This window comes from uncultured Arcticibacterium sp., assembly GCF_964021845.1.
In the GTDB taxonomy this organism is placed as follows: domain Bacteria; phylum Bacteroidota; class Bacteroidia; order Cytophagales; family Spirosomataceae; genus Arcticibacterium.
This window is the reverse complement of record NZ_CAXHZC010000005.1, coordinates 135066-154479: the sequence shown is the minus strand read 5'-3', so window position 1 is coordinate 154479 and position 19414 is coordinate 135066. Positions and strand designations below refer to the sequence as shown.

The following is a 19414-nucleotide window of genomic DNA, read 5'->3' as shown; positions in this document are numbered from 1 at the left end:
AAACTGATTTTTTCAAAGTTTACTTGAACAAATTTTATTATTGAAAGGCAATAGATATCTAGTCGATATCCAGCGTAATATTTGAAGCAAAGAGATCTTTGCTATTATCCATTACCAAAACAGACTCATAAGTTCCTTTTGGTAAATCCTTTAATTCCAAAACATATGTAGAGCACATATGCGGATATATTCTTCTATTTAACCCTCTGAAGGTTTCAATTTTGTTTCCGTCTTCATCATAAACTTCAAGATAAAGCCTAACTTTTTCAGAAAACTCACCGTTATTTTTCACGGTCACTTTCATCTCCTTAATAGTCTCGCTTGCATCTTTCATGTTTAGGTCACTCACTAAAAGACCAGACGTTTCTGCTGTTCCATTATCAGCTATAATTTGTACAGCGTATCGCATAACAGAATTTACACTAATTCCATTCGGCTGCACTTTATTGACAGGATCTGCTCCTTCAATCATTAAAACCGACCAATAAGAACCCTTTTCTAAAGATGATGGTAATTCTATACTATAAAATAGTGTATACTCCTCGTTTGGTTCTAGTGTTTTTTCATCTAAAGTGGTACTTAACCATTTGCCGAGCGAACGACCAGTTTTTGAAGCGTCTAAATACTTATTTCCTTCTCCACAATAAGCCGTAAAATCCTGTTTATAGAAAATGACTCTTTTTGCTTCTTCTGATTCATTTCGAAGAACTACCTGCCCAGTGATTTTGTCACCAGAAGATACGGAGTGTACATGCGTAAGGCCATTAAGAATAACTACTGCGGCCCATAAGGAGGTGCTAGAGAACAATAACACCGAAAGAAGTATAATTTTTTTCATTAGGAAAGAAGCTAGAAGTTTTAATACCTGGCGGCTTGGCCACCAGGTATTATTCCAATATTAATTATCTGCTAGCGTATACGTAACTTGTACGGCGTAATCTTTCGCTAATAAATCTCCATAATTATCATCAAGAGCTTCAAAAACATAAGTCAATTGATGACCTTTATTTGGTCCGTCCTCTGTGTAAGCACTTCCTATAGCAGAAACAATTGATTGGTCTTCTACAGTTAAAGTAACCGTACCGTCAGACCCTCCTAAAGTACCTTTACCACCAGTAGCCGAACCAGCAGTTACTTTGATAGCAATTCCTGGTACTACCTCACTAGCTTTAACATCAATGTGCCTTGATTCAACGCCACCATCTTTAAGTATAGAAGAATAGTTTAACCAAGTGTTTGAGTTATCTTCAGCATCAGTAATTTTTGTTCCTGCTTCAAGTGGCGACGTTTGAACAAAAGAAGCGTCAAAATCCAAAGCAGATTCTGAAGAGTGAAGGTCTAATATGGCAACCTCAGGTACTTTTACTGTAATGGTGTGATTATCGCTTCCAGTATCTTGAGCCATACTAGCTACTGAAAGTAAAGAACTAACTGCGAAAGTGAACAAGCCTAAATTTCTTTTCATTTTTTTGTTTTTTTTATATAATTATCACTTGGCTCAGAGTGGCAACTTCAGTTTTTTAAGTACCAATGAGCGTTTGACATATACGAAACAAACACCATGCCAATCGTCATTTCCTTGCAGAACAACCCTTAATACATAAAGTGTTATATATCAAGTGATTACAAATCAAAAACTCAACTATTTTTAGATATTATAAGGCAATAAACGCAACATTAATTACTTATTATCAATTAGTTATATAACAAATCGGGCCCTTACTTATTCATCCCCATTTTTTTATACTTAATCGATAAAAAAAGCAGTTTGGTCAAAAAAATACCCTCCAGAGAGGGTATTTTCAAAAAATGAAGAATAATTTATCACTTATCTTCTAAAATTCTTTCTTCCGCTAGAAGCATTTCCATCTCTACTACTTCTGTTATTCGGTCTTCTATTATTCTGTTTCTTATCCGCTTTAGTTTCCGGCTTATCTACGGGTTCATACCCTGGTATAATTTCACTAGGTAATTTTTGATTCAATAATTTCTCAATTCCTTTAAGATAATCATACTCATCTATACATACTAAAGAGATGGCATTTCCGCTAGCACCAGCACGCCCAGTACGGCCTATTCGGTGTACATAGTCTTCTGCTATATTTGGGAGTTCAAAATTGATAACATAAGGTAAAAGAGGAATATCTAAACCGCGAGCTGCTATATCCGTAGCCACCAATACTCTTATTTCACCATTCTTAAATCCTGCAAGAGCCCTTGTTCTGGCATTTTGTGTTTTATTTCCGTGAATGGCCGCAGAAGAGATACCTTTTTTCCCTAGCTTTTCACTTAGTCTATTTGCTCCATGCTTAGTTCTTGTAAATACTAAGACCTGGTTCCAATCCCCCTCAGAAATCAATTTGATGGTCAAAGCGGTTTTATCTCCTTTATCTGCTAAGTAAATCATGTGATCTACTTTTTCGGCCGTTGTATTTTCTGGCGTAGCTTCCACCAAAACAGGGTTTCTCAAAAACTCACCCGACATTTTCTTTATTTCTTTAGAAAAGGTAGCTGAGAATAGTAAGTTTTGTCTTCTATTAGGAAGCAGAGCCATAATCTTCTTGATGTCTCTCAAAAAACCCATGTCTAGCATTCTATCAGCTTCATCTAAAACCAGTATCTCAACATTATTTAGAGAAAGGGCTTTTTGATTATGTAAATCAAGGAGTCTACCAGGTGTTGCTATTAAAATATCAACCCCTTGTCTCAAAGTTCTTACTTGCGGATTTTGGTTTACACCACCAAAAATCACCGTAGACCTTATATCCAAAAACTCGCTATATTCTCTTACATTATCATATATCTGAGCGGCTAGTTCTCTTGTCGGTGTTAGAATTAAACTTCTAATTGTTCTTTTTCTTGGTTGTTCCCCTTCTGAAAGTAGCTGAAGTATGGGCAAAGTAAAACCGGCGGTTTTTCCTGTTCCTGTTTGAGCCGAAGCTAAAACGTCTCTCCTATTTAAAACTTCTGGAATTGCTTTTTCTTGAATTGGTGAAGGCTGCGTATAACCTTTTTTATCAATGGCCTGTAGTAATGATGAAGTCAGACCTAATTTTTCAAATGACATTAAGAATTGTTTATGAAACAACAATTCAAATCTTAAAAGTTGTTTCGGATTAAGCCGCAAAGGTACGTCTAAATTCTCACTTGGTTAATTTTAAAAGTGAAACAGGTAGTTAAACCAGCATATAACACCGTTCTAAGCAAAAAAAAGAACCATTTAAAGTCTTTATTTACCACACAAAATAAACTTTATAAACGTTTAAGCTTCAAGCAATATATTTAACTAGCTATAACTTCTAATATAAATGAACGAAAACAACAGCACCAAGCTGGACAGATTCCTATGGACACTCTCTGGTTTTAAGTCTAGTATCATATCCTCTTGTGGTATTGACAAATTTCACGCAAAAATCATTAGTGTGCTCCTTATCATAGTTGGCCTATACGCCGCCCTTGCCTGGACCTTCTTTTTCCAAACCTTTAGCGAAAGCATTTATATCCCAGTTTTGGCGGGCCTTTTTATGGGTTTCTTTATCCTAGCTTTTGATAGAGCTCTTATTTCCTCTTTATCTTCTGGAAAAACAAACTATGTTTCCTTAGGCTTCCGATTTTTGTTAGCCATATTATTAGGTGTATTTCTTTCACAACCGATGATTCTAAAGTTTTATCAACCTGAAATAAGCCGTGAGGTAGAAATACTGGCTGACCAAAAAGTGGCCGAAAGGAAAACGAAACTAGAAGACCTTTACACAACTGAACTAGAAAACCTAGAGAGTCAAAAAAGTATACTCCAAACTCAAATTGACGATACACAGACTTTGCTCTCTACCGCCGAAAGTGATTTCAAAATAGAAATGGATGGTTCTGGCGGAACAGGAAAGTATGGCTATAGTACTGTGGCCAAACAGAAAGAGAAAATCTTGCAGCGTTATCAAGAAGATTTTAATACTATTAGGCAAACTAATTTGCCCAAAATAGAAACTCTCCAAGGACAAATAGACGAATTCAATAATAAGGTTTCAAACGAGATAGACCTCTATCAAAGTGAGAATAATGTTTTCGGCACTTTGATTCAGGCCGAAGCATTAAAAGCGATTATTGATAATGACTCTTCTGGTACTTTGAAATTTCGTTTCTACCTACTCTCCCTTATTTTAATTTTAATAGAGCTCTCTGCTTTAATAGCAAAAATGCTATTCAAAATGGAAAGCTATAAGAGTAAAGTAAGTCTAATTGAATTAGAAGAACTCAAGACAGTTGAAAACGAAAAGGAACTAGTGCTTGCAAAATTAGAAGAACTCAAAACTTTAAGGCTTGAAAGTGAAATGGCTCTGCAAAAAAAATACTTCCAAGACGCAAAAGAAGTAAGTAATACAAAGGTAGACGAACATTTACAGGCCTGGAAATCAGACGGAACAGGAACTGCCAAACATTACTGGAACAGCTTTAAAGATAAATTAACTTTAGAAAGAAACTTTTAGACAAAATAAGGTAATAAACCAAATTGGCGACATAAAGAGTTTCATTTTCATTAAGTTTAAGAAAACATCAATTCATGAGCAAATCAGCTTCTCTAGCATTTATAATTTTACTTTCATTCGGATTCTCGCCAAAGTCAGACTCTTACATATCTGAGAATTTAGAAATTGAAAAGCTGACTGAAAACACTTACTTACACACCTCTTTCTTCCCTTATAAAGGAAGTAAGGTTAGGTGCAACGGTTTGGTATATGTAAAAAACGGAGAGGCATTCATTATTGACTCCCCTACTGAAAATGTGTCTTCAGAAGAATTGATTGATTGGCTTGAAAATGAAAAGGATTTAAAAGTAGTTGGTGTGGTCGGCACTCATTTTCATGCAGACTGCTTGGGTGGTTTAGAAGTTTTTATGGAGCGTAAGATTCCCACGTATTCTACTGAATTAACTAAAGAGCTAGCTGTAGGTGAAGAAATGCCTCAAGCGGAGCATACTTTCAAAAACAAAAAGCACTTTATGGGTAAAAGCTTACTATTAAAGTATTTTGGCCCAGGACATACTAAGGATAACATAGTGGCATACATACCTTCTGAAAAAGTCCTTTTCGGAGGCTGCCTTATAAAGGAGATTGGAGCTGGAGAAGGATATACCGGAGATGCCGATTTAAATGAATGGTCAAATACAGTGAAGGAAATCAAAAAGAAATTACCTGAAGCAGAATACATAGTTCCGGGTCATGGTAAATCTGGTGATGTTAGCCTTTTAGATTATACCATAGAGCTTTTTGATAAGTAAGCTAGCAAGTATTAAAAAGAAAAATGCTGTTTGGCTTAAAAGTCAAACAGCATTTTTTATACATTCTTTTGTAATTACTTTGTCAATGAAGCATAATAGATATCGTACCAATCTTCTTTTGAAAGAACAATATCTGTAGCGGTAGCCACATTCTTAATTCTTTCTAGGTTTAGCGAACCAATAATAGGTAAAACGCCTAAACCAATTAACCATGCTACGGCCATTTGCTCTAAATTGGCGTCATGTTTTTTAGCTACGGCCTTTAAGCTCTTTCTTAATTTAATGGCTTGTTCAGAACCTCCCTCTAAAATTTCTCCGCCAGCAAGTGGCGACCAAACTAAAGGTTTGGCATATTGTTCTTTTATGAAATCAATTCTACCATCCCTTATTGGGCTGGTATCTAAAAGGTTTAATTCTATATGGCTAGTTACTATAGGTACACTAAGGTGCTTTGCCAATAGCTTATGTTGGTCTACCGTGAAATTAGCTATCCCTATGTGTTTTGCTTTTTTAGTATGTATTATCTGCTGCAATACCAAAGCCGTTTCCTCTGGATTTGCAGTATAGTCAAAGCCATTTAAAAGGAATATATCAAGATATTCTGTCTGCAAGTCATTTAAAAACTTGTCTACCGAATCTAATAAATAGTTTTTTGAATTATCAAAGTAAGGTTTCCCAGAAGGCAGCTCTCTGATACCACATTTGGCAAAAACCACAATGTCCTTTCGGTTAAGTTCTTTACCTCTTAATACGGAATTGACAATTTTCTCTGTTTCTAGTTTTTCAGAAGTATCGCCAAAGTCAAAAGTATTAATGCCTAAATCTAGGCATAAGTTGAGAATCTCTTCTGCCCTTTTTGGGTCTGCCATTTTCTCGTTTTCCCAACGCCAAAAACTGTAAATAGCTTTAGATACTTTAGGTCCACTATCACTTAAATATACTTTTTCCATCTCTTTCTGTTTTGTAGTACAAAAATAGGATAATTTAAGACTCAACTAGATAAATGTGCATAGCACAAATTTATTTTTTTACTTTAACCTTACAAGTGCTTATTCCCAAGACCTTATATAGTGGACAAAAGCTTGCCGTGCTGGTCAAAAGAAAAACTACTGAAACAGCAATCAATACTAAAGCCAAAGTGCCTGTAATGATATTTTGCCAGTAAAGTAGGGCTATTACTAGTGCTACCGCAATTCTGAGCATCTTATCTGTAGTTCCCATATTCTTTGTCATAACTGTATCATTTTGATTAATAATTAATCAAAAATAAGCCTGAACAAAGTCTTAAAAAGTGATAAAAATCACAAAGCCAAATGATTTTGATAGGCTCGACCTTTTCTGCTATTTTTGCAGCCTAATATTTATCAAAGAAAAGATGGCTTTAAAAGTAGGAATTGTTGGCTTACCGAATGTTGGAAAATCAACACTTTTCAATGCAGTTTCCACAAGTGCAAAAGCTCAAGCGAGCAATTACCGTTTCTGTACTATTGAGCCTAATGAGGCTCTAGTAGACGTACCAGACGAAAGACTGGTAAAACTAGAAGAACTAGTAAATCCGCAAAAAGTAATTCCTACACAAATAGAAGTAGTGGATATTGCTGGATTAGTAAAAGGTGCCAGTCAAGGCGAAGGCTTGGGAAACAAGTTTCTTGGAAATATTAGAGAGGTTGATGCCATCATTCATGTAATTAGATGTTTTGAAGACGAAAACGTTCTTAGAGACGAAGGAGACATCAATCCTATTTCTGATAAAGAGATTATTGACTATGAACTTCAATTGAAAGATTTGGAGAGCATTGAAAAAAAGGTCAAAAGGATAGGCAAAATGGCCCGTGTGGGTGGTGACGCCAAAATGAAATTTGAACTTGACGTAGTTGAAAAGTGCGAAGCATGGCTTAAGCAAGGTAAAAATGTAAGAGAATTAGAGCTTAGTAAAGAAGAACTTCCGGCCATAGCAGATATGTTTTTACTTACTGTTAAGCCTACGCTCTATGTAGCTAACGTAGACGAAGCCAGCATGCATACTGGTAATAAATACTCTGAAGCTTTACAGAAAGTAGCAGATGCGGAAGGAGCTCAAATGATAGTGCTTTGTAATAACATTGAAGCTGATATTTCAGAAATGGAAGACCCTGATGATAAAGCAATGTTCTTTGAAGACTATGGCATGAAAGAAGCTGGTTTAGATAAGCTTCTTAGATCAGCTTATACTTTATTAAACTTAAAAACTTATTTCACCGCGGGTGTACAAGAAGTAAGAGCTTGGACTATCCAAGAAGGATGGACTGCACCTCAAGCTGCTGGAGTAATCCATACAGACTTTGAGAGAGGATTCATTAAAGCTGAAGTAATGAGCTATGATGATTTCACCAAACATGGTTCTGAGCAAGCCTGTAAAGAAGTAGGACGTTTAAGAATAGAAGGAAAAGAATACATAGTGAAAGATGGTGACATCATGCACTTCCGTTTTAACGTTTAAGTTTTAACGTTTTCTATAATTATCAGGAAGCTTAAACATTTCAAATGTTGGCATAATGAAATTATAGGTTTCCCAATAATCGGTACCTAAACCAGCAGTGGTTCTGAAATTTTCGGTAGTACTGGGCACTTCGACGTCTTGAATCATTCTAGCCGCCAATTGTCTTGTCTCAGTTGCCAAAAATTTCAGTTCCCATCGGGTATTTACATCAAATCTTTTATCCAGTTTCTCTTTATATTCAAGGTCTACTGTGATGTTATTTTCGTGTAAAACCCATTTTTTACCAGCCCTCCTGTATTGACTCACATATTTTAAGCTTTCTCCTTTTAGCTTAACGGTACCGTTCCCTCCTCCTATCACATCAAACAGCCCTTTAGGAGTCAATTCGTACTCTAACCTAATAATAGCCTTGCTATACGGCTCTATCCATATTTTCCCTGTGCGGCCACCCCTTAACCTAGAAGACTTAGGCTCAAAACTAACTGATAGTATTTCAATATCGTTAAAAGATGTTTGCATGGAGTCTACCCTAAACTTATAACTTCCTAGACTTCCTTTGGTTAAAAATTCTGGTAGTTCCGTCTCTAAACTCCGGCTAGCTATAGGCATTCCATTCACAAACTGCCAGGCCTCTATTTTAGAGCTCTGCCCTTTCCAATCTATATATCGCGACTTAACTACTCTTATTTTGTCATTAAACACCTCTTCTTCAGGAAACCTTTCTACCCTAAGCACGGCTTCTTTAACTTTCACCACCCCTATTCCTTGAATAGTGGCCACTTCTTGATAAAATCCATTTTGAAAAAAGTTAGTATGAATATTATTCTTTTGGATAGAATCTACAGCTGCTTGTACTAAAACTTTTGCTTCAGCTATACCTAGCGTACTCTTAATAGAGTCTGCTTTCTCTAAATATACTTTATATTCACTAAGTTTCAGTAATTCTCTGGCAGGCAAAATTCTTGTCTTATAACCAATGGCAGAAAAAGAAACAAAAGAGGAGTCTAACACCAAGTTTGGGAATTTAAAAGCAAATTTCCCTTCAATATTAGAAGTAGATGCATAGCCACCATATTGCATATCAATTACCACAGAAGGTAAACGCTCTAAGGTCGTTTTGTCTTCCACCACTCCTACCACGGTCGCCACTCCTTGAGCCCATAAAAAACAAGGCATCAACCAAAACAAAATAGTTTTTATCATACTTATTTAAAACCTCAAACTAGCTCAAAATATTATTTACCTAGCCAACTGAATTAATATTCATACCAACTATAAAGAATTACTTACCAATCACATAATTTCTTGGCATCTCTTCTCAAAAAAAAGTAAATTGCTTTAACTTTTTAAGCGAAAACCTAATTTTCCAAACTGCAAAAATGAAAAAGATATTTAAACTTTCCTTAGTTATAGCCTTAGCATTTAGTAGCGTATTTAGCTACGGTCAAATCTTAAACCCTAGGAGGATTGGCAAAAAAGTGGCAGACAGAGCTGCTCAAAGGGCAGAACAAAGAGCTGAACAAAAGGCAAATGAAAGTATTGACAAGGGTGTTGACAAAGTATTTGACAGTATTTTTAATTCTGGCAATAAAACTACGGAGTCAAAACCACAAACGGAGACAAAAGCAAATACACCAACTCCTACCAATTCCTCCTCGGCTGAAATGTCTCAAGAACAAGCCATGGGAATGTTAAGTGGAATGCTTGGCGGAATGGGTTCTACTCCCCCTCCTTCTGATAGCTACAGTTTTAGCTCATCTTATGTTATGGATATTAAAACCAAAAATTCGGAAGGGGACTTTAACATGAAAAACAAATACTACTTTACTCAAAGTGGTAACTATATGGGCTCTAAAATGATTAGTGGCTCTAGCCCAGGAATGACTGGTGACACTCATGGACTTCAAGCAATAATAATAGACTTTGATAAAGATTGTATGTACACTTTTATGGAAGCTGAAGGGAAGAAAAACATGATAGGGATGTCAATGAAAGCTGCTGGTAACATGGCCGCTAAAATGGCTGAAGAACAAAACGAAGCTACTACTTTCACTAAAACTGGCGAGACAAAGACTATTTCGGGTTATACCTGTGATGCATATCTTTTAACTCAAGGAAAAGACAAAAACACAATATGGATTAGCCGTTCACGAGTGCCCGTGGTTTCTGCATATTACAAATCTTTCCAAAAAATGGCTTCGTCAGGAAGCACAAGTCTCTTTAATATCGACAACACTGCAAACGCCGAGATGATGAAGTTTGCAACTGAAGGTAGAGCTATGTTAGGAATGAATAGCCTTAGCGAAGACGGCGAACAGATAGCCATGGAAGTAACAGACATCAAAGAGAGCGACAATTATACTATCCAAACAGCAGGTTATGAAAACATGATGGATTTTAACAAAATCATGCAAGATGCTCAAAGACAACAAGAGAGCTCTGAAGATTAATCTAGAAAATGCCTAAGAGCTAACTCGTAACCTTTTAGCCCTAAACCGCATATCATACCAACGCATCTGCTAGTTAGGTAAGAATGATGACGAAAAGCCTCTCGGGCATGAATATTAGAAATATGTACTTCAATGGCTGGTGTAGTAACAGATGACAATGCATCAGCCAATGCTACCGAAGTGTGTGTTAAGCCTCCCGCATTTATGATTATACCATCATAATTAAAACCTACTTCGTGAATTTTGTCAATAATAGCTCCTTCATGATTACTCTGAAATTGACTTAAAGCTACTTCTGGAAATAACTCACTTAGCACTTTGAAATAATCATCAAACGTTTTGTTACCATAAACCTCAGGTTCTCTTTTTCCTAAAAGGTTAAGATTAGGACCATTAATAATGATGATTTTCTTCATGATTAAATTTAGTGAGTTTTAAATTATGACAAATGTAGGTTTTTAGATGTGATTTAGAAACGCCCAAAACTTTCGATTTTTCAAATAGTTTAAGTCATTCTCATGATAATAGGATTCCTTCTCAAAAGAAATCATCCTATACGCTGCCCAAAAATTCTGAACTTTTAAATAATGTATAAACCACTCTAAGCCATACCAAATGTAAAAAAACACAACAAGTAATTCTAGCTGTTGTCTAATATGGATTTTCTCGTGATTGATAAGTGTAATCGATGGTTCCTTTGAACGAATTAGAATAAAAGGGAAGATGGCTATTCCCGATATTTTTGGCAACTTTATTCCTTTAATGGTTATCACACTTTCTTAAAAAGATTCTTCTGCAAATTAAGTATTTAGGTTTAATTTTTAGAATGCCTTAAAACATCTACCACATTATTATATACGGGATTTATATCCTCCGAACCAACGGAAATTTCAATGTTTTTAGAAGTCTCGCAGCCGTCTTTATTTACCGTTAGAAAGTAATTATAATTTCCTTTTTTCTTTGGAGAAACCCACAAGTCTTTAGATTTAGATATAATCTTCTTATCCATATCACGCCATTCATATTTTGCGTTAAGAGTGTTGTCATCAGCCTGTAATTGAATAGCTTCATCTTCCTTAAATTTGTCTTTATTTACACTGGCTAAAGGCTTTGGTCTAACAATCAGTTTAATTTTACCCAAAATTATTTGCTCACCTTTTAAAACATTAACCACATAAAGTCCATCATCTTTTAACGCTACACTTGTAAACTTCAACTCTGAAGATTCGCTGGTAAAACCATTTGGTCCTTCCCATACATATTTTGCATTCTCCCCATAATTGGGAGCTGTCAAAACTATTTCTCGCCCTACACATGTTTTTATAAAAGAAACATCTGAGTTAGTCAATAACTCCCGATACTCAATAGTTTTATGATGTTCAAATGAGTAGTAATACATACTTGAGGTGTCGCCCAGTGCCTTAGAATTAATAAATTTAGCGTGAGAAAGGTAAGGAAACGATGCCATTGCCCTTACTTCTGAACAAAAAGAAAAGAGTGCACAGCAAATTAAAACCGTTTTATAAGTAAGTATTGATATCATTAAGTAAGATGGTTGAGTAATAGCCTAAACATATCAAAATTCATGCTAAAAAAAATCCTCGCTGATTAAACCAGTGAGGATTTTAAACCTAAAAAAAGGCTAATTAACTATAAAATGGTAAAACCTAAAGTAAGCTGCCAACCGCTAGCTCTTTGGCTGAACTTATCTGCATCTTTAAAATTCAAAGCATTTATATCTGTTAGGCTACCTTCTTTTCTTAAATCTAATTCAACACCCAAAAGTTTTACTCCTAAACCTACCTGATATCCCCAAGTGGCTTGCTCTAGAGCCTCATCACCTGATGCAAACTGGTTGAGGGCTTCTTTCAGTTTGTCATTCTCAGATAGTTTTAGAGAAGCCACAGGACCACCCATCACTCTTAGCCACTTTGCAGGTTTAAAACCTACTAAAACCGGAATATCAAGATTTGTATATTTTACGTCGTATACTTGAACGGGTGCTCCTCCACCTGGGCTAACTTCTACTTCACCGCCCTTTGTAGCTATTAATACCTCTGGCTGTAAATATAATTTCTGCCCTAGTCTCCCCCATAATCCAAACACAAAGCCCGTTTTTGTGTCAAGACTTTCTTTAACATTATCGTTAAAAGAACCGGCGTCTGTACTAATATTGGTAAGGTTCACCCCTCCTTTTATACCCAGTGCTGACTGTGAATAACCTACCGAACTGATTAATAATAAGATTAATACTACTGCAACTCTTTTCATAATTCTATTTTTATGTTTCTAAATTCGCGTATTGTTCTGGTCAATAAACGGTACTTGCTTTTATCTTAGTACAATATTTCTAAATAATACCCGAGTCTGAAAGTTTAGATGAAAGGTTTTATTTATCGGTTGCACCGATGAACCTTTTACCCGAAAATTTCTTTTATTACCTACCCTCACAAAAGGAAACTCAATAAATGGCAAAACCAAAAACTGCTTATTTCTGTCAAAAATGCGGTTATAACGCTCCTAAATGGCTAGGTAAGTGTCCCTCATGCTTAGAGTGGAATTCTCTAGTAGAAGAATTAATTACAAAAGACGAACCAGAAAAAGGAAACTGGCGATTTGGAAGTCAAAATGCTAAGCCAAAGTCTAAACCGAAGAAGATAAATGACATTCATACTACGGAACAGTACCGCATTATAACGGAAGACAGTGAGCTAAACAGAGTTCTAGGAGGTGGTTTGGTCCCCGGTTCTTTGACACTTATTGGTGGTGAGCCAGGTATTGGAAAGTCAACGCTGATGTTACAAATTGCCTTGAGTCTTAAAGATTATAATGTTCTTTATATTTCTGGAGAAGAAAGTGAACAGCAGTTAAAAATGAGAGCTACTCGACTCAAATTTGAGAACGATCGCTGTTATATTTTAACTGAAACATCTACAGACGCCGTTTTTAAACACATAGAAATGCTAGAACCAGATGTGGTGATAGTAGACTCTATTCAAACCATGGTTTCGCCATTGATAGAATCTGGTGCTGGTTCTGTTTCTCAAATAAAAGAGTGTGCCGCTGAGTTTATGACTTTTGCCAAGGAGTCTGATGTGCCCGTAATTATGATTGGGCATATTACCAAAGAAGGTAGCCTGGCAGGCCCAAAAGTTTTAGAGCACATGGTAGATACGGTATTGCAGTTTGAAGGCGACCGTTACATGGCATACAGAATTTTAAGAACTACTAAAAACAGATTTGGTAGTACATCAGAATTGGGCATTTACGAAATGCAAACTGACGGGCTTAGGGAAGTCAGCAATCCTTCAGAAATACTATTATCTGAAAGAGCAAGTGAAATTAGTGGAATTAGTATAGCCTCCATGATGGAAGGAAACCGCTCTTTAAATATAGAAATCCAATCATTGGTAAGTACAGCCAATTATGGCACCCCGCAGCGTTCTAGCAATGGTTTTGATGGCAGAAGACTTCAAATGCTTTTGGCTGTTTTAGAAAAGAGAGGTGGTTTTAGATTAGGCACGCAAGACGTTTTCTTGAATGTAGCTGGCGGCTTGAAAGTAGAAGATCCAGCCATTGACCTTGCCGTATGCGTTAGTGTAGCTTCTTCCTATGAAGATTTGGCAGTGAGCCAGTCATACTGTTTTGCAGCAGAAGTTGGTCTTGGTGGTGAAATTAGAGCTATAAGCCGTATAGAGGCCAGAATATCAGAAGCCGAAAAGTTGGGTTTTAAGAGAATATACATTTCCCAGAACAACATGAAAGGTCTTGATAAAGCGAAGTTTGGAATTGACATTATAGCCTCTGAAAAATTAGAAGACGTTTTTCGAGACCTTTTTGGCTAAAATTTCTAATAAGCTTTAAGCCTGCTTTGGCCTTTTAAAAATTGTAACTTTGTAGCACTAAAAATAATATACTTTGCCAGATAACTATATTGATATTTTACTTTGGATTATTGCATTTCCTAGCGGATGGCTTATAGGAAAACTTATAAAGTCCACTATTTTTCCACTGCTTCACAAAAAAGCAAGAAAGACCGAAAACAGTATTGACGACGCTGTTATAGACCTTTTTGCCAGGCTAGTCATTCCTTTTTTCTGGGTAGTAGGCATTTGGGTAGCTTATCATTTTAGTGATTTATTTGCCGAGTACAAGCCTAAAATAAGAATAGGGATTTTAGTGTTTAACATTATTATTTTCACTTGGGCTTCTTCACATTTTATTGCGGAAATAATTCAGCTCTATATTTTCAGAAAAGGGAAAGTATTCCCTAACACCTCCATATTTACCAACATTATCAAAATCTTGGTATACTCCGTTGGTATTCTCTTTGTGATGCATGTTTTAGGAATTCCTATTGCCCCAGCATTAACCGCCCTTGGTGTGAGTGGTTTGGCGGTTGCCTTAGCTCTTCAAGACACCCTGAGTAATCTTTTTGCTGGTTTACAGATGCTAGCCGCAAAAAAACTTAAACCTGGTGACTATATTCAACTAGATAATGGCGACGAAGGTTTTGTGGAAGATATAGCATGGCGTAACACCACAGTTAGAGCCTTAGGTAATCATATTATTATAGTTCCAAACAGTACCATGGCAGGTAGTATTGTCAAAAACTTCATTCTGCCCGACTCGCAAAACTCTGTGTTAATACCCGTAGGTGTGTCTTATGCCTCTGATTTAAAAATAGTGGAACGCGTCACTATAGAGGTAGGAACAGAAATTCAGAAAACTGTTCCAGGAGCAGTAGAAGACCATATTCCATTTGTTAGATATAATGAATTTGCGGACAGCAGTATAAACTTCAATGTGATACTGAGAAGCAGTGATTTCACAAGTCAGTACCTCATAAGACATGAGTTTGTAAAAGCTCTTCATGAGCGATACAATAAAGAAGGCATTGATATCCCATTCCCTATCAGAACGGTTTATATGAAGAAAGATGCATAAAATTTCTAAGCCAAAGAATGGAAACCCTTTGGCTTAGAAACTCATGTATTTAAGAAACGTCTTCAGAACTATTAATCCACGTCATAATCCCCGCTATAGCGGCAGGGATAGCAAAAATCAAGAAGTTGGTACCGATGGTTAAACCCATACCAATTAACAAACCAGCTAAAGCTGGTCCAGCTATTCCGCCAAACCTTCCAGCTCCCATTGCCCAGCCTATTCCTGTAGTTTTTATTTCTGTAGGGTACATTCTAGCAGCAAAAGCATAAAGACCCACAAAACCACCTTGTATTCCAAAGCCTAAGAAAGCAAATACTAATAAGATAAAGTCAGAGCCTACAAATAAACCGAAACAAGCCATTAAAATAGCTGTCAAAATAAGTATTAGACCAATGGTCTTTTTTAAGCCATATTTGCTCGAAAAATACCCCTGTGTAACTATACCAAAGAAAGCTCCCACATTAAAGACTGTACCCGCATAAATTGCCAACTCCATAGATAAACCAGCATCAGTAGCTAATTTTGGTATCCAGCTGGTCATAAAAAACAGTGCTCCAAATGCCATAAAAAGTGCTAACCACAGCTGCAAAGAAGGTATTTTATATTTCCCCTCTAACAGCTTTCCTACTGCAATCGCCGATTGAGGTTCGGCTTTTGGAGGTAAAGCCGAAATTTCATCAAAATTCATTTTCTTCAAAATGGCGTTTACTTTATTTAAAGCTCCCTTAGGCTGTTTTTTGATATAAAAATCCATTGATTCAGACAAAAAGAAAACAATTAAAGGAATGGAAACCAAAGAGGCATATCCTGCATAATGATACATCTCTTCCCAGCCTTGTGTAGGAATAACTTTTGCTGCCACTAAACCGGAAATAACTGCTCCTACAGGATACCCAGAAATAACAAAACTAACCCAAAAATTACGAGACTTATTTGGTGTATATTCTGATGTCAAAGCTGCCGTACTTGCTAGCATACAGCCAATTCCTAAACCAGCAAAAAACCTGTAAACCAACAGTTCTTCAACACTGGTAGCAAAACCTGTTAAGTAAATAGAAATACCCATCAAAACTCCACTAATAAGAATCATACTCTTTCTCCCTATTCTATCAGCAAATGGGGCTAAAAGTAAGGTTCCAATAGTCATACCAGCTAAACCAGCACCAAAAACCACTCCTAAAGTTTGGGGGCTAACAGACCATGCTTCTGCTATGGCGGGTGCGGTATATGAAATCACTAACACATCCATGCCATCTAACATATTCATTAGAAAGCAAATGAAGATAGTACCATATTGCAGTTTTGTTAATTGACTCTTGTCAATCAAATTAGAAGGGGAAAAATCCATTATTATTTTTTATAGGGTTGTAAATGAATGCCTAAAATAAGGCCAAAAATCTAATTTTCGGCCTTATTCCTATTTTGTTATTTAAACTTATTTATGCGTTCATCTGAGATTACCCCCTCCCAGTTCATTCCAAAAGCGAAATCATATCGATTACCATCTTGGTCTTGGTAAACCTTAAGGTCAAAAGGTACATCTTCCGCCTGCTGCTCTACCGTAACCATATCTGCCGGCATTTGCATAGGAAGTAAAGCTTGTGGTTCTGCTTTTCCAGAAACAATATCTAACAAAGCTTGGTCTTGTAAACCAAAACTAATAAGTATAGCTGATGCTGACGGCTCAATCTCACCCAAAACTAAAGGGTTGGTGGTATTGACGATAACTATTACCGGCTTATCGCCCATTGCCTTTTTAGTATCGTTTACCAGTTTCGCATCCGTCTTATTATTGGTTTTTACAGATTTCCCATTATAGGTCCTGTTGGTAAAATCTTCCATTGGGTCACCACCTGCCAAACTCACTTCTCTGGCTTCTGAGGCGGTATAATCATTATATTGCAAGCTAATTGGCACATATCCATTTCCACCATTAGCCACATCTGCTCGGTTATAACCTATTCCACTTGATGGATTCTCAATTAAAACTAAAGCGAAATCTGCCTCAGCTGGATTGTCAGATACTATGAAGTATTTCTTCACCAACTCCATATTCATTGGATAACCTTCACTTGAAGGAATTTCCATCCCTAAAAAGTTTCTACTTGCTGCCACATATCTTTTTGGTACATAAACTGTCTTTTTAGAATCCACTGGTAGCGTTTTTTCAGAATTTTTAAGCATAACCACAGAAGCCAACTGAGCCTCATAACCGGCTTTCATAAATTCTGAATTTCCTACTGTCACCTTAGTTTCTTCTACATCTAAATAAGGATTCTCAAAAACTCCTACCCTAAAAATATTCCTTAATAACCTTACTGCAGACGCTTCCATTCTAGCCCTCATCTTTTCTTCGCCCAGCTCCTTTACACCCATTTCATAGGCTTCTAAGATTGGTCCCATATCATTATTCCCGCCAAACTGGTCTGCACCAGCCATTAGGATTTTATAGTGCCTTTCTGCAATAGTCAAACCCTCTACTCCCCAGCTTTTACCATCAATGAAAAAATCCATGGATTTATGGTCACCCGTTACTCCCCAGTCTGTACACACTACACCATCATAATTATACTCTCCTCTTAAAAGGTCTTTTATTAGATAACTATTATAAACATTACCTACATTTTCGCCATTCTTTTTATCTTGATTATAGGATATAGTGTAATATGGCATTACAGCAGATGCCATCTTCGTTTTTCCGCTAAGCTTAAATGCTCCGTCAATAAAAGAAATCAAATGCTGGGCAAAGTTATTTCCTGGGTAAACGGCATATTTACCATTGCCATAATGAGCATCTCTTCCTGCTTCACCGGCACCACCGCCTGGCCAGTGTTTAACCATAGCATTTACGCTACTGGTTCCCCAACCTTCTTGATTTTCGTCATCACCTGTTGACGTTTGAAAACCGTTTACATAAGCTTCTGCCATAGCTGCAGAAAGTAAAGGACTTTCGCCAAATGTTCCATTGAAACGTCCCCATCTAGGCTCTGTAGCTATATCTACTTGCGGCGAAAGAGCTGTGGTTATTCCTAAAGCTCTATATTCAGTACTCGCTATTTCTCCAAACTTCTGCACCATGGCTGGCTTAAAAGTAGCAGCCATACCTAATGAACTTGGCCACATAGAAATTTCGCCACCGGCGGCTGCATCATATTCTGCTCTCGCTTTGGTTCCGTTTCTTGGGTCGGTACTATTATTTGCCGGAATTCCTTTACCTAAAGCTTCACAAAAAGCCTGTAGTTTGTTATTCCACTTAGCAGCTATTTCAGGAGATTTTACGGTGGTCAAAAGCACATGACGTAGATTATCTTCCTTTAAAAACTTCTTTTGCTGGTCTGTCAAATTTGAAGCATCTGTTACTCCTTCTTCGTAAGTTTTGCCATCATAAGTACCAGCAAAATAGCCTCCTGCTCTAGCAGGAATAGACTGATGAGAAGAATAAAGCATCAAACCAGCTATTTCTTCAGTGGTCAATTTGCTCGCTAAATCTTTAGCCCTTTCATCATAGCTTAAACGCCAATCTTCGTATTTATCGAGGGTATCGTTTTTATTGAGGTCTTTGAAAGCAAAACGGTTGTCTTCTATCAGTTTAACACCAGATGTGCTGGAGTAAGCTAAGTTCTGACCGCCATCATTTTCTACATAGTTAATACTGTCTTTGGTATTTTCTGTCCATCTTGGTTGACAAGAAAACACCATGCTTAAAGGCAATAAGGCCAAGAGTAAATTTCTTTTTTTCATTTAGGAATTAAAAGGTTTTTAGTAAAATTCGAATTCCTAAAAATCATTAAAATAGTCCTATTTTTTATAAAAATTAGACCGTTTAGTGAAAAAACTCTACGCATCCGCTCAAATGAAGACTAAAAAACAAAAGTTGGGACATAAAAAAAGCCCGAGATTTCTCTCAGGCTTTTTGTCGGGGTGGCAAGATTCGAACTTGCGACCTTCTGCTCCCAAAGCAGACGCGATGACCGGGCTACGCTACACCCCGAAAATTCCGAACACACAAGCGACAAAATAAATTGTCAAAAACAACGTGCGGAGGGAGCGGGATTCGAACCCGCGGTACCCTTTAGAGGTACGGCAGTTTAGCAAACTACTGGTTTCAGCCACTCACCCATCCCTCCTTTGTCCGAAACGGAGTGCAAATATACAGCAATTGTTTTTTAGAAATCAAATAGAAATTGAAAAAAGTGTAGTTTTTTTTCAATTATTTATTCACTCAAAACATTACATCCTCTTTTTCAATGAATTACGAAAACA

17 protein-coding genes and 2 tRNA genes are annotated in these 19414 nt (G+C 36.8%); 6 read left to right on the top strand and 13 right to left on the bottom strand.

Translation table 11 applies throughout. The features are described 5' to 3' along the window. Positions 1-58: 58 nt before the first annotated feature. The 3 genes from AADJ06_RS15225 to AADJ06_RS15215 all read right to left on the bottom strand — a co-directional run bounded on the left by AADJ06_RS15225 (position 59) and on the right by AADJ06_RS15215 (position 3067). Entirely contained in the window at positions 59-838 is a 780-nt protein-coding gene (locus AADJ06_RS15225) for a hypothetical protein (protein ID WP_341227336.1), read from the bottom strand. A 60-nt stretch (positions 839-898) separates the two neighbouring features. Further along, a complete protein-coding gene (locus tag AADJ06_RS15220; protein WP_341227335.1) occupies positions 899-1465 on the bottom strand; it encodes a hypothetical protein in 567 nt (188 codons plus the stop codon). 363 nt (positions 1466-1828) lie between these two features. Beyond that, positions 1829-3067, bottom strand: coding sequence for a DEAD/DEAH box helicase (locus tag AADJ06_RS15215; RefSeq protein WP_341227334.1), 1239 nt, complete (start codon positions 3065-3067; stop codon positions 1829-1831). A gap of 241 nt (positions 3068-3308) precedes the next feature. On the opposite strand from AADJ06_RS15215, the gene AADJ06_RS15210 reads away from it, so the two are divergent. Further along, complete coding sequence (locus tag AADJ06_RS15210; RefSeq protein ID WP_341227333.1) at positions 3309-4484, top strand: DUF4407 domain-containing protein; 1176 nt, start codon at positions 3309-3311, stop codon at positions 4482-4484. Between the two features lie 74 nt (positions 4485-4558). After that, complete coding sequence (gene bla, locus AADJ06_RS15205) at positions 4559-5275, top strand: subclass B1 metallo-beta-lactamase (RefSeq protein WP_341227332.1); 717 nt, start codon at positions 4559-4561, stop codon at positions 5273-5275. Positions 5276-5349: 74 nt separating this feature from the next. Here bla and AADJ06_RS15200 read toward each other — a convergent pair whose 3' ends face one another. Further along, entirely contained in the window at positions 5350-6225 is an 876-nt protein-coding gene (locus AADJ06_RS15200) for an aldo/keto reductase (RefSeq protein WP_341227331.1), read from the bottom strand. Positions 6226-6295: 70 nt separating this feature from the next. Further along, complete coding sequence (locus tag AADJ06_RS15195; protein ID WP_341227330.1) at positions 6296-6508, bottom strand: DUF2892 domain-containing protein; 213 nt, start codon at positions 6506-6508, stop codon at positions 6296-6298. Between the two features lie 142 nt (positions 6509-6650). On the opposite strand from AADJ06_RS15195, the gene ychF reads away from it, so the two are divergent. After that, positions 6651-7754 carry a redox-regulated ATPase YchF gene (gene ychF, locus AADJ06_RS15190; protein ID WP_341227329.1) on the top strand — a complete coding sequence of 368 codons (1104 nt, stop codon included), beginning with the start codon at positions 6651-6653 and terminating at the stop codon, positions 7752-7754. Between the two features lie 3 nt (positions 7755-7757). Here the strand turns inward: ychF and AADJ06_RS15185 are convergent, their stop codons facing one another. Continuing rightward, entirely contained in the window at positions 7758-8957 is a 1200-nt protein-coding gene (locus AADJ06_RS15185) for a hypothetical protein (RefSeq protein ID WP_341227328.1), read from the bottom strand. 176 nt (positions 8958-9133) lie between these two features. On the opposite strand from AADJ06_RS15185, the gene AADJ06_RS15180 reads away from it, so the two are divergent. After that, positions 9134-10204 carry a DUF4412 domain-containing protein gene (locus tag AADJ06_RS15180; RefSeq protein WP_341227327.1) on the top strand — a complete coding sequence of 357 codons (1071 nt, stop codon included), beginning with the start codon at positions 9134-9136 and terminating at the stop codon, positions 10202-10204. On the opposite strand, the gene aroQ is transcribed toward AADJ06_RS15180, so the two are convergent. From aroQ to AADJ06_RS15165, 3 genes are all read right to left on the bottom strand, one after another. Beyond that, complete coding sequence (gene aroQ, locus AADJ06_RS15175; protein WP_341227326.1) at positions 10201-10620, bottom strand: type II 3-dehydroquinate dehydratase; 420 nt, start codon at positions 10618-10620, stop codon at positions 10201-10203. The two genes, AADJ06_RS15180 and aroQ, sit on opposite strands and share 4 nt — an antisense overlap. 398 nt (positions 10621-11018) lie before the next feature. Then, positions 11019-11747, bottom strand: a complete 729-nt coding sequence (locus AADJ06_RS15170; protein WP_341227325.1) for a hypothetical protein — start codon at positions 11745-11747, stop codon at positions 11019-11021. Between the two features lie 107 nt (positions 11748-11854). Next, on the bottom strand, positions 11855-12475 hold the full coding sequence (locus AADJ06_RS15165) for an outer membrane beta-barrel protein (RefSeq protein WP_341227324.1): 621 nt from the start codon (positions 12473-12475) through the stop codon (positions 11855-11857). A 197-nt stretch (positions 12476-12672) separates the two neighbouring features. Between AADJ06_RS15165 and radA the strand changes: the two genes are divergently transcribed. Then, complete coding sequence (gene radA / locus AADJ06_RS15160; RefSeq protein ID WP_341227323.1) at positions 12673-14049, top strand: DNA repair protein RadA; 1377 nt, start codon at positions 12673-12675, stop codon at positions 14047-14049. 73 nt (positions 14050-14122) lie between these two features. Beyond that, entirely contained in the window at positions 14123-15151 is a 1029-nt protein-coding gene (locus AADJ06_RS15155) for a mechanosensitive ion channel family protein (protein ID WP_341227322.1), read from the top strand. 49 nt (positions 15152-15200) lie between these two features. On the opposite strand, the gene AADJ06_RS15150 is transcribed toward AADJ06_RS15155, so the two are convergent. From AADJ06_RS15150 to AADJ06_RS15135, 4 genes are all read right to left on the bottom strand, one after another. Further along, a complete protein-coding gene (locus tag AADJ06_RS15150; protein WP_341227321.1) occupies positions 15201-16499 on the bottom strand; it encodes an MFS transporter in 1299 nt (432 codons plus the stop codon). A 77-nt stretch (positions 16500-16576) separates the two neighbouring features. Further along, positions 16577-18892 (bottom strand): glycoside hydrolase family 3 N-terminal domain-containing protein, encoded by a 2316-nt coding sequence (locus tag AADJ06_RS15145; protein WP_341227320.1) that lies wholly within the window; start codon positions 18890-18892, stop codon positions 16577-16579. A 175-nt stretch (positions 18893-19067) separates the two neighbouring features. Next, positions 19068-19142: transfer RNA gene (locus AADJ06_RS15140), tRNA-Pro, on the bottom strand. Between the two features lie 48 nt (positions 19143-19190). Next, positions 19191-19278 (bottom strand) — tRNA-Ser (locus AADJ06_RS15135). Positions 19279-19414 lie beyond the last annotated feature (136 nt).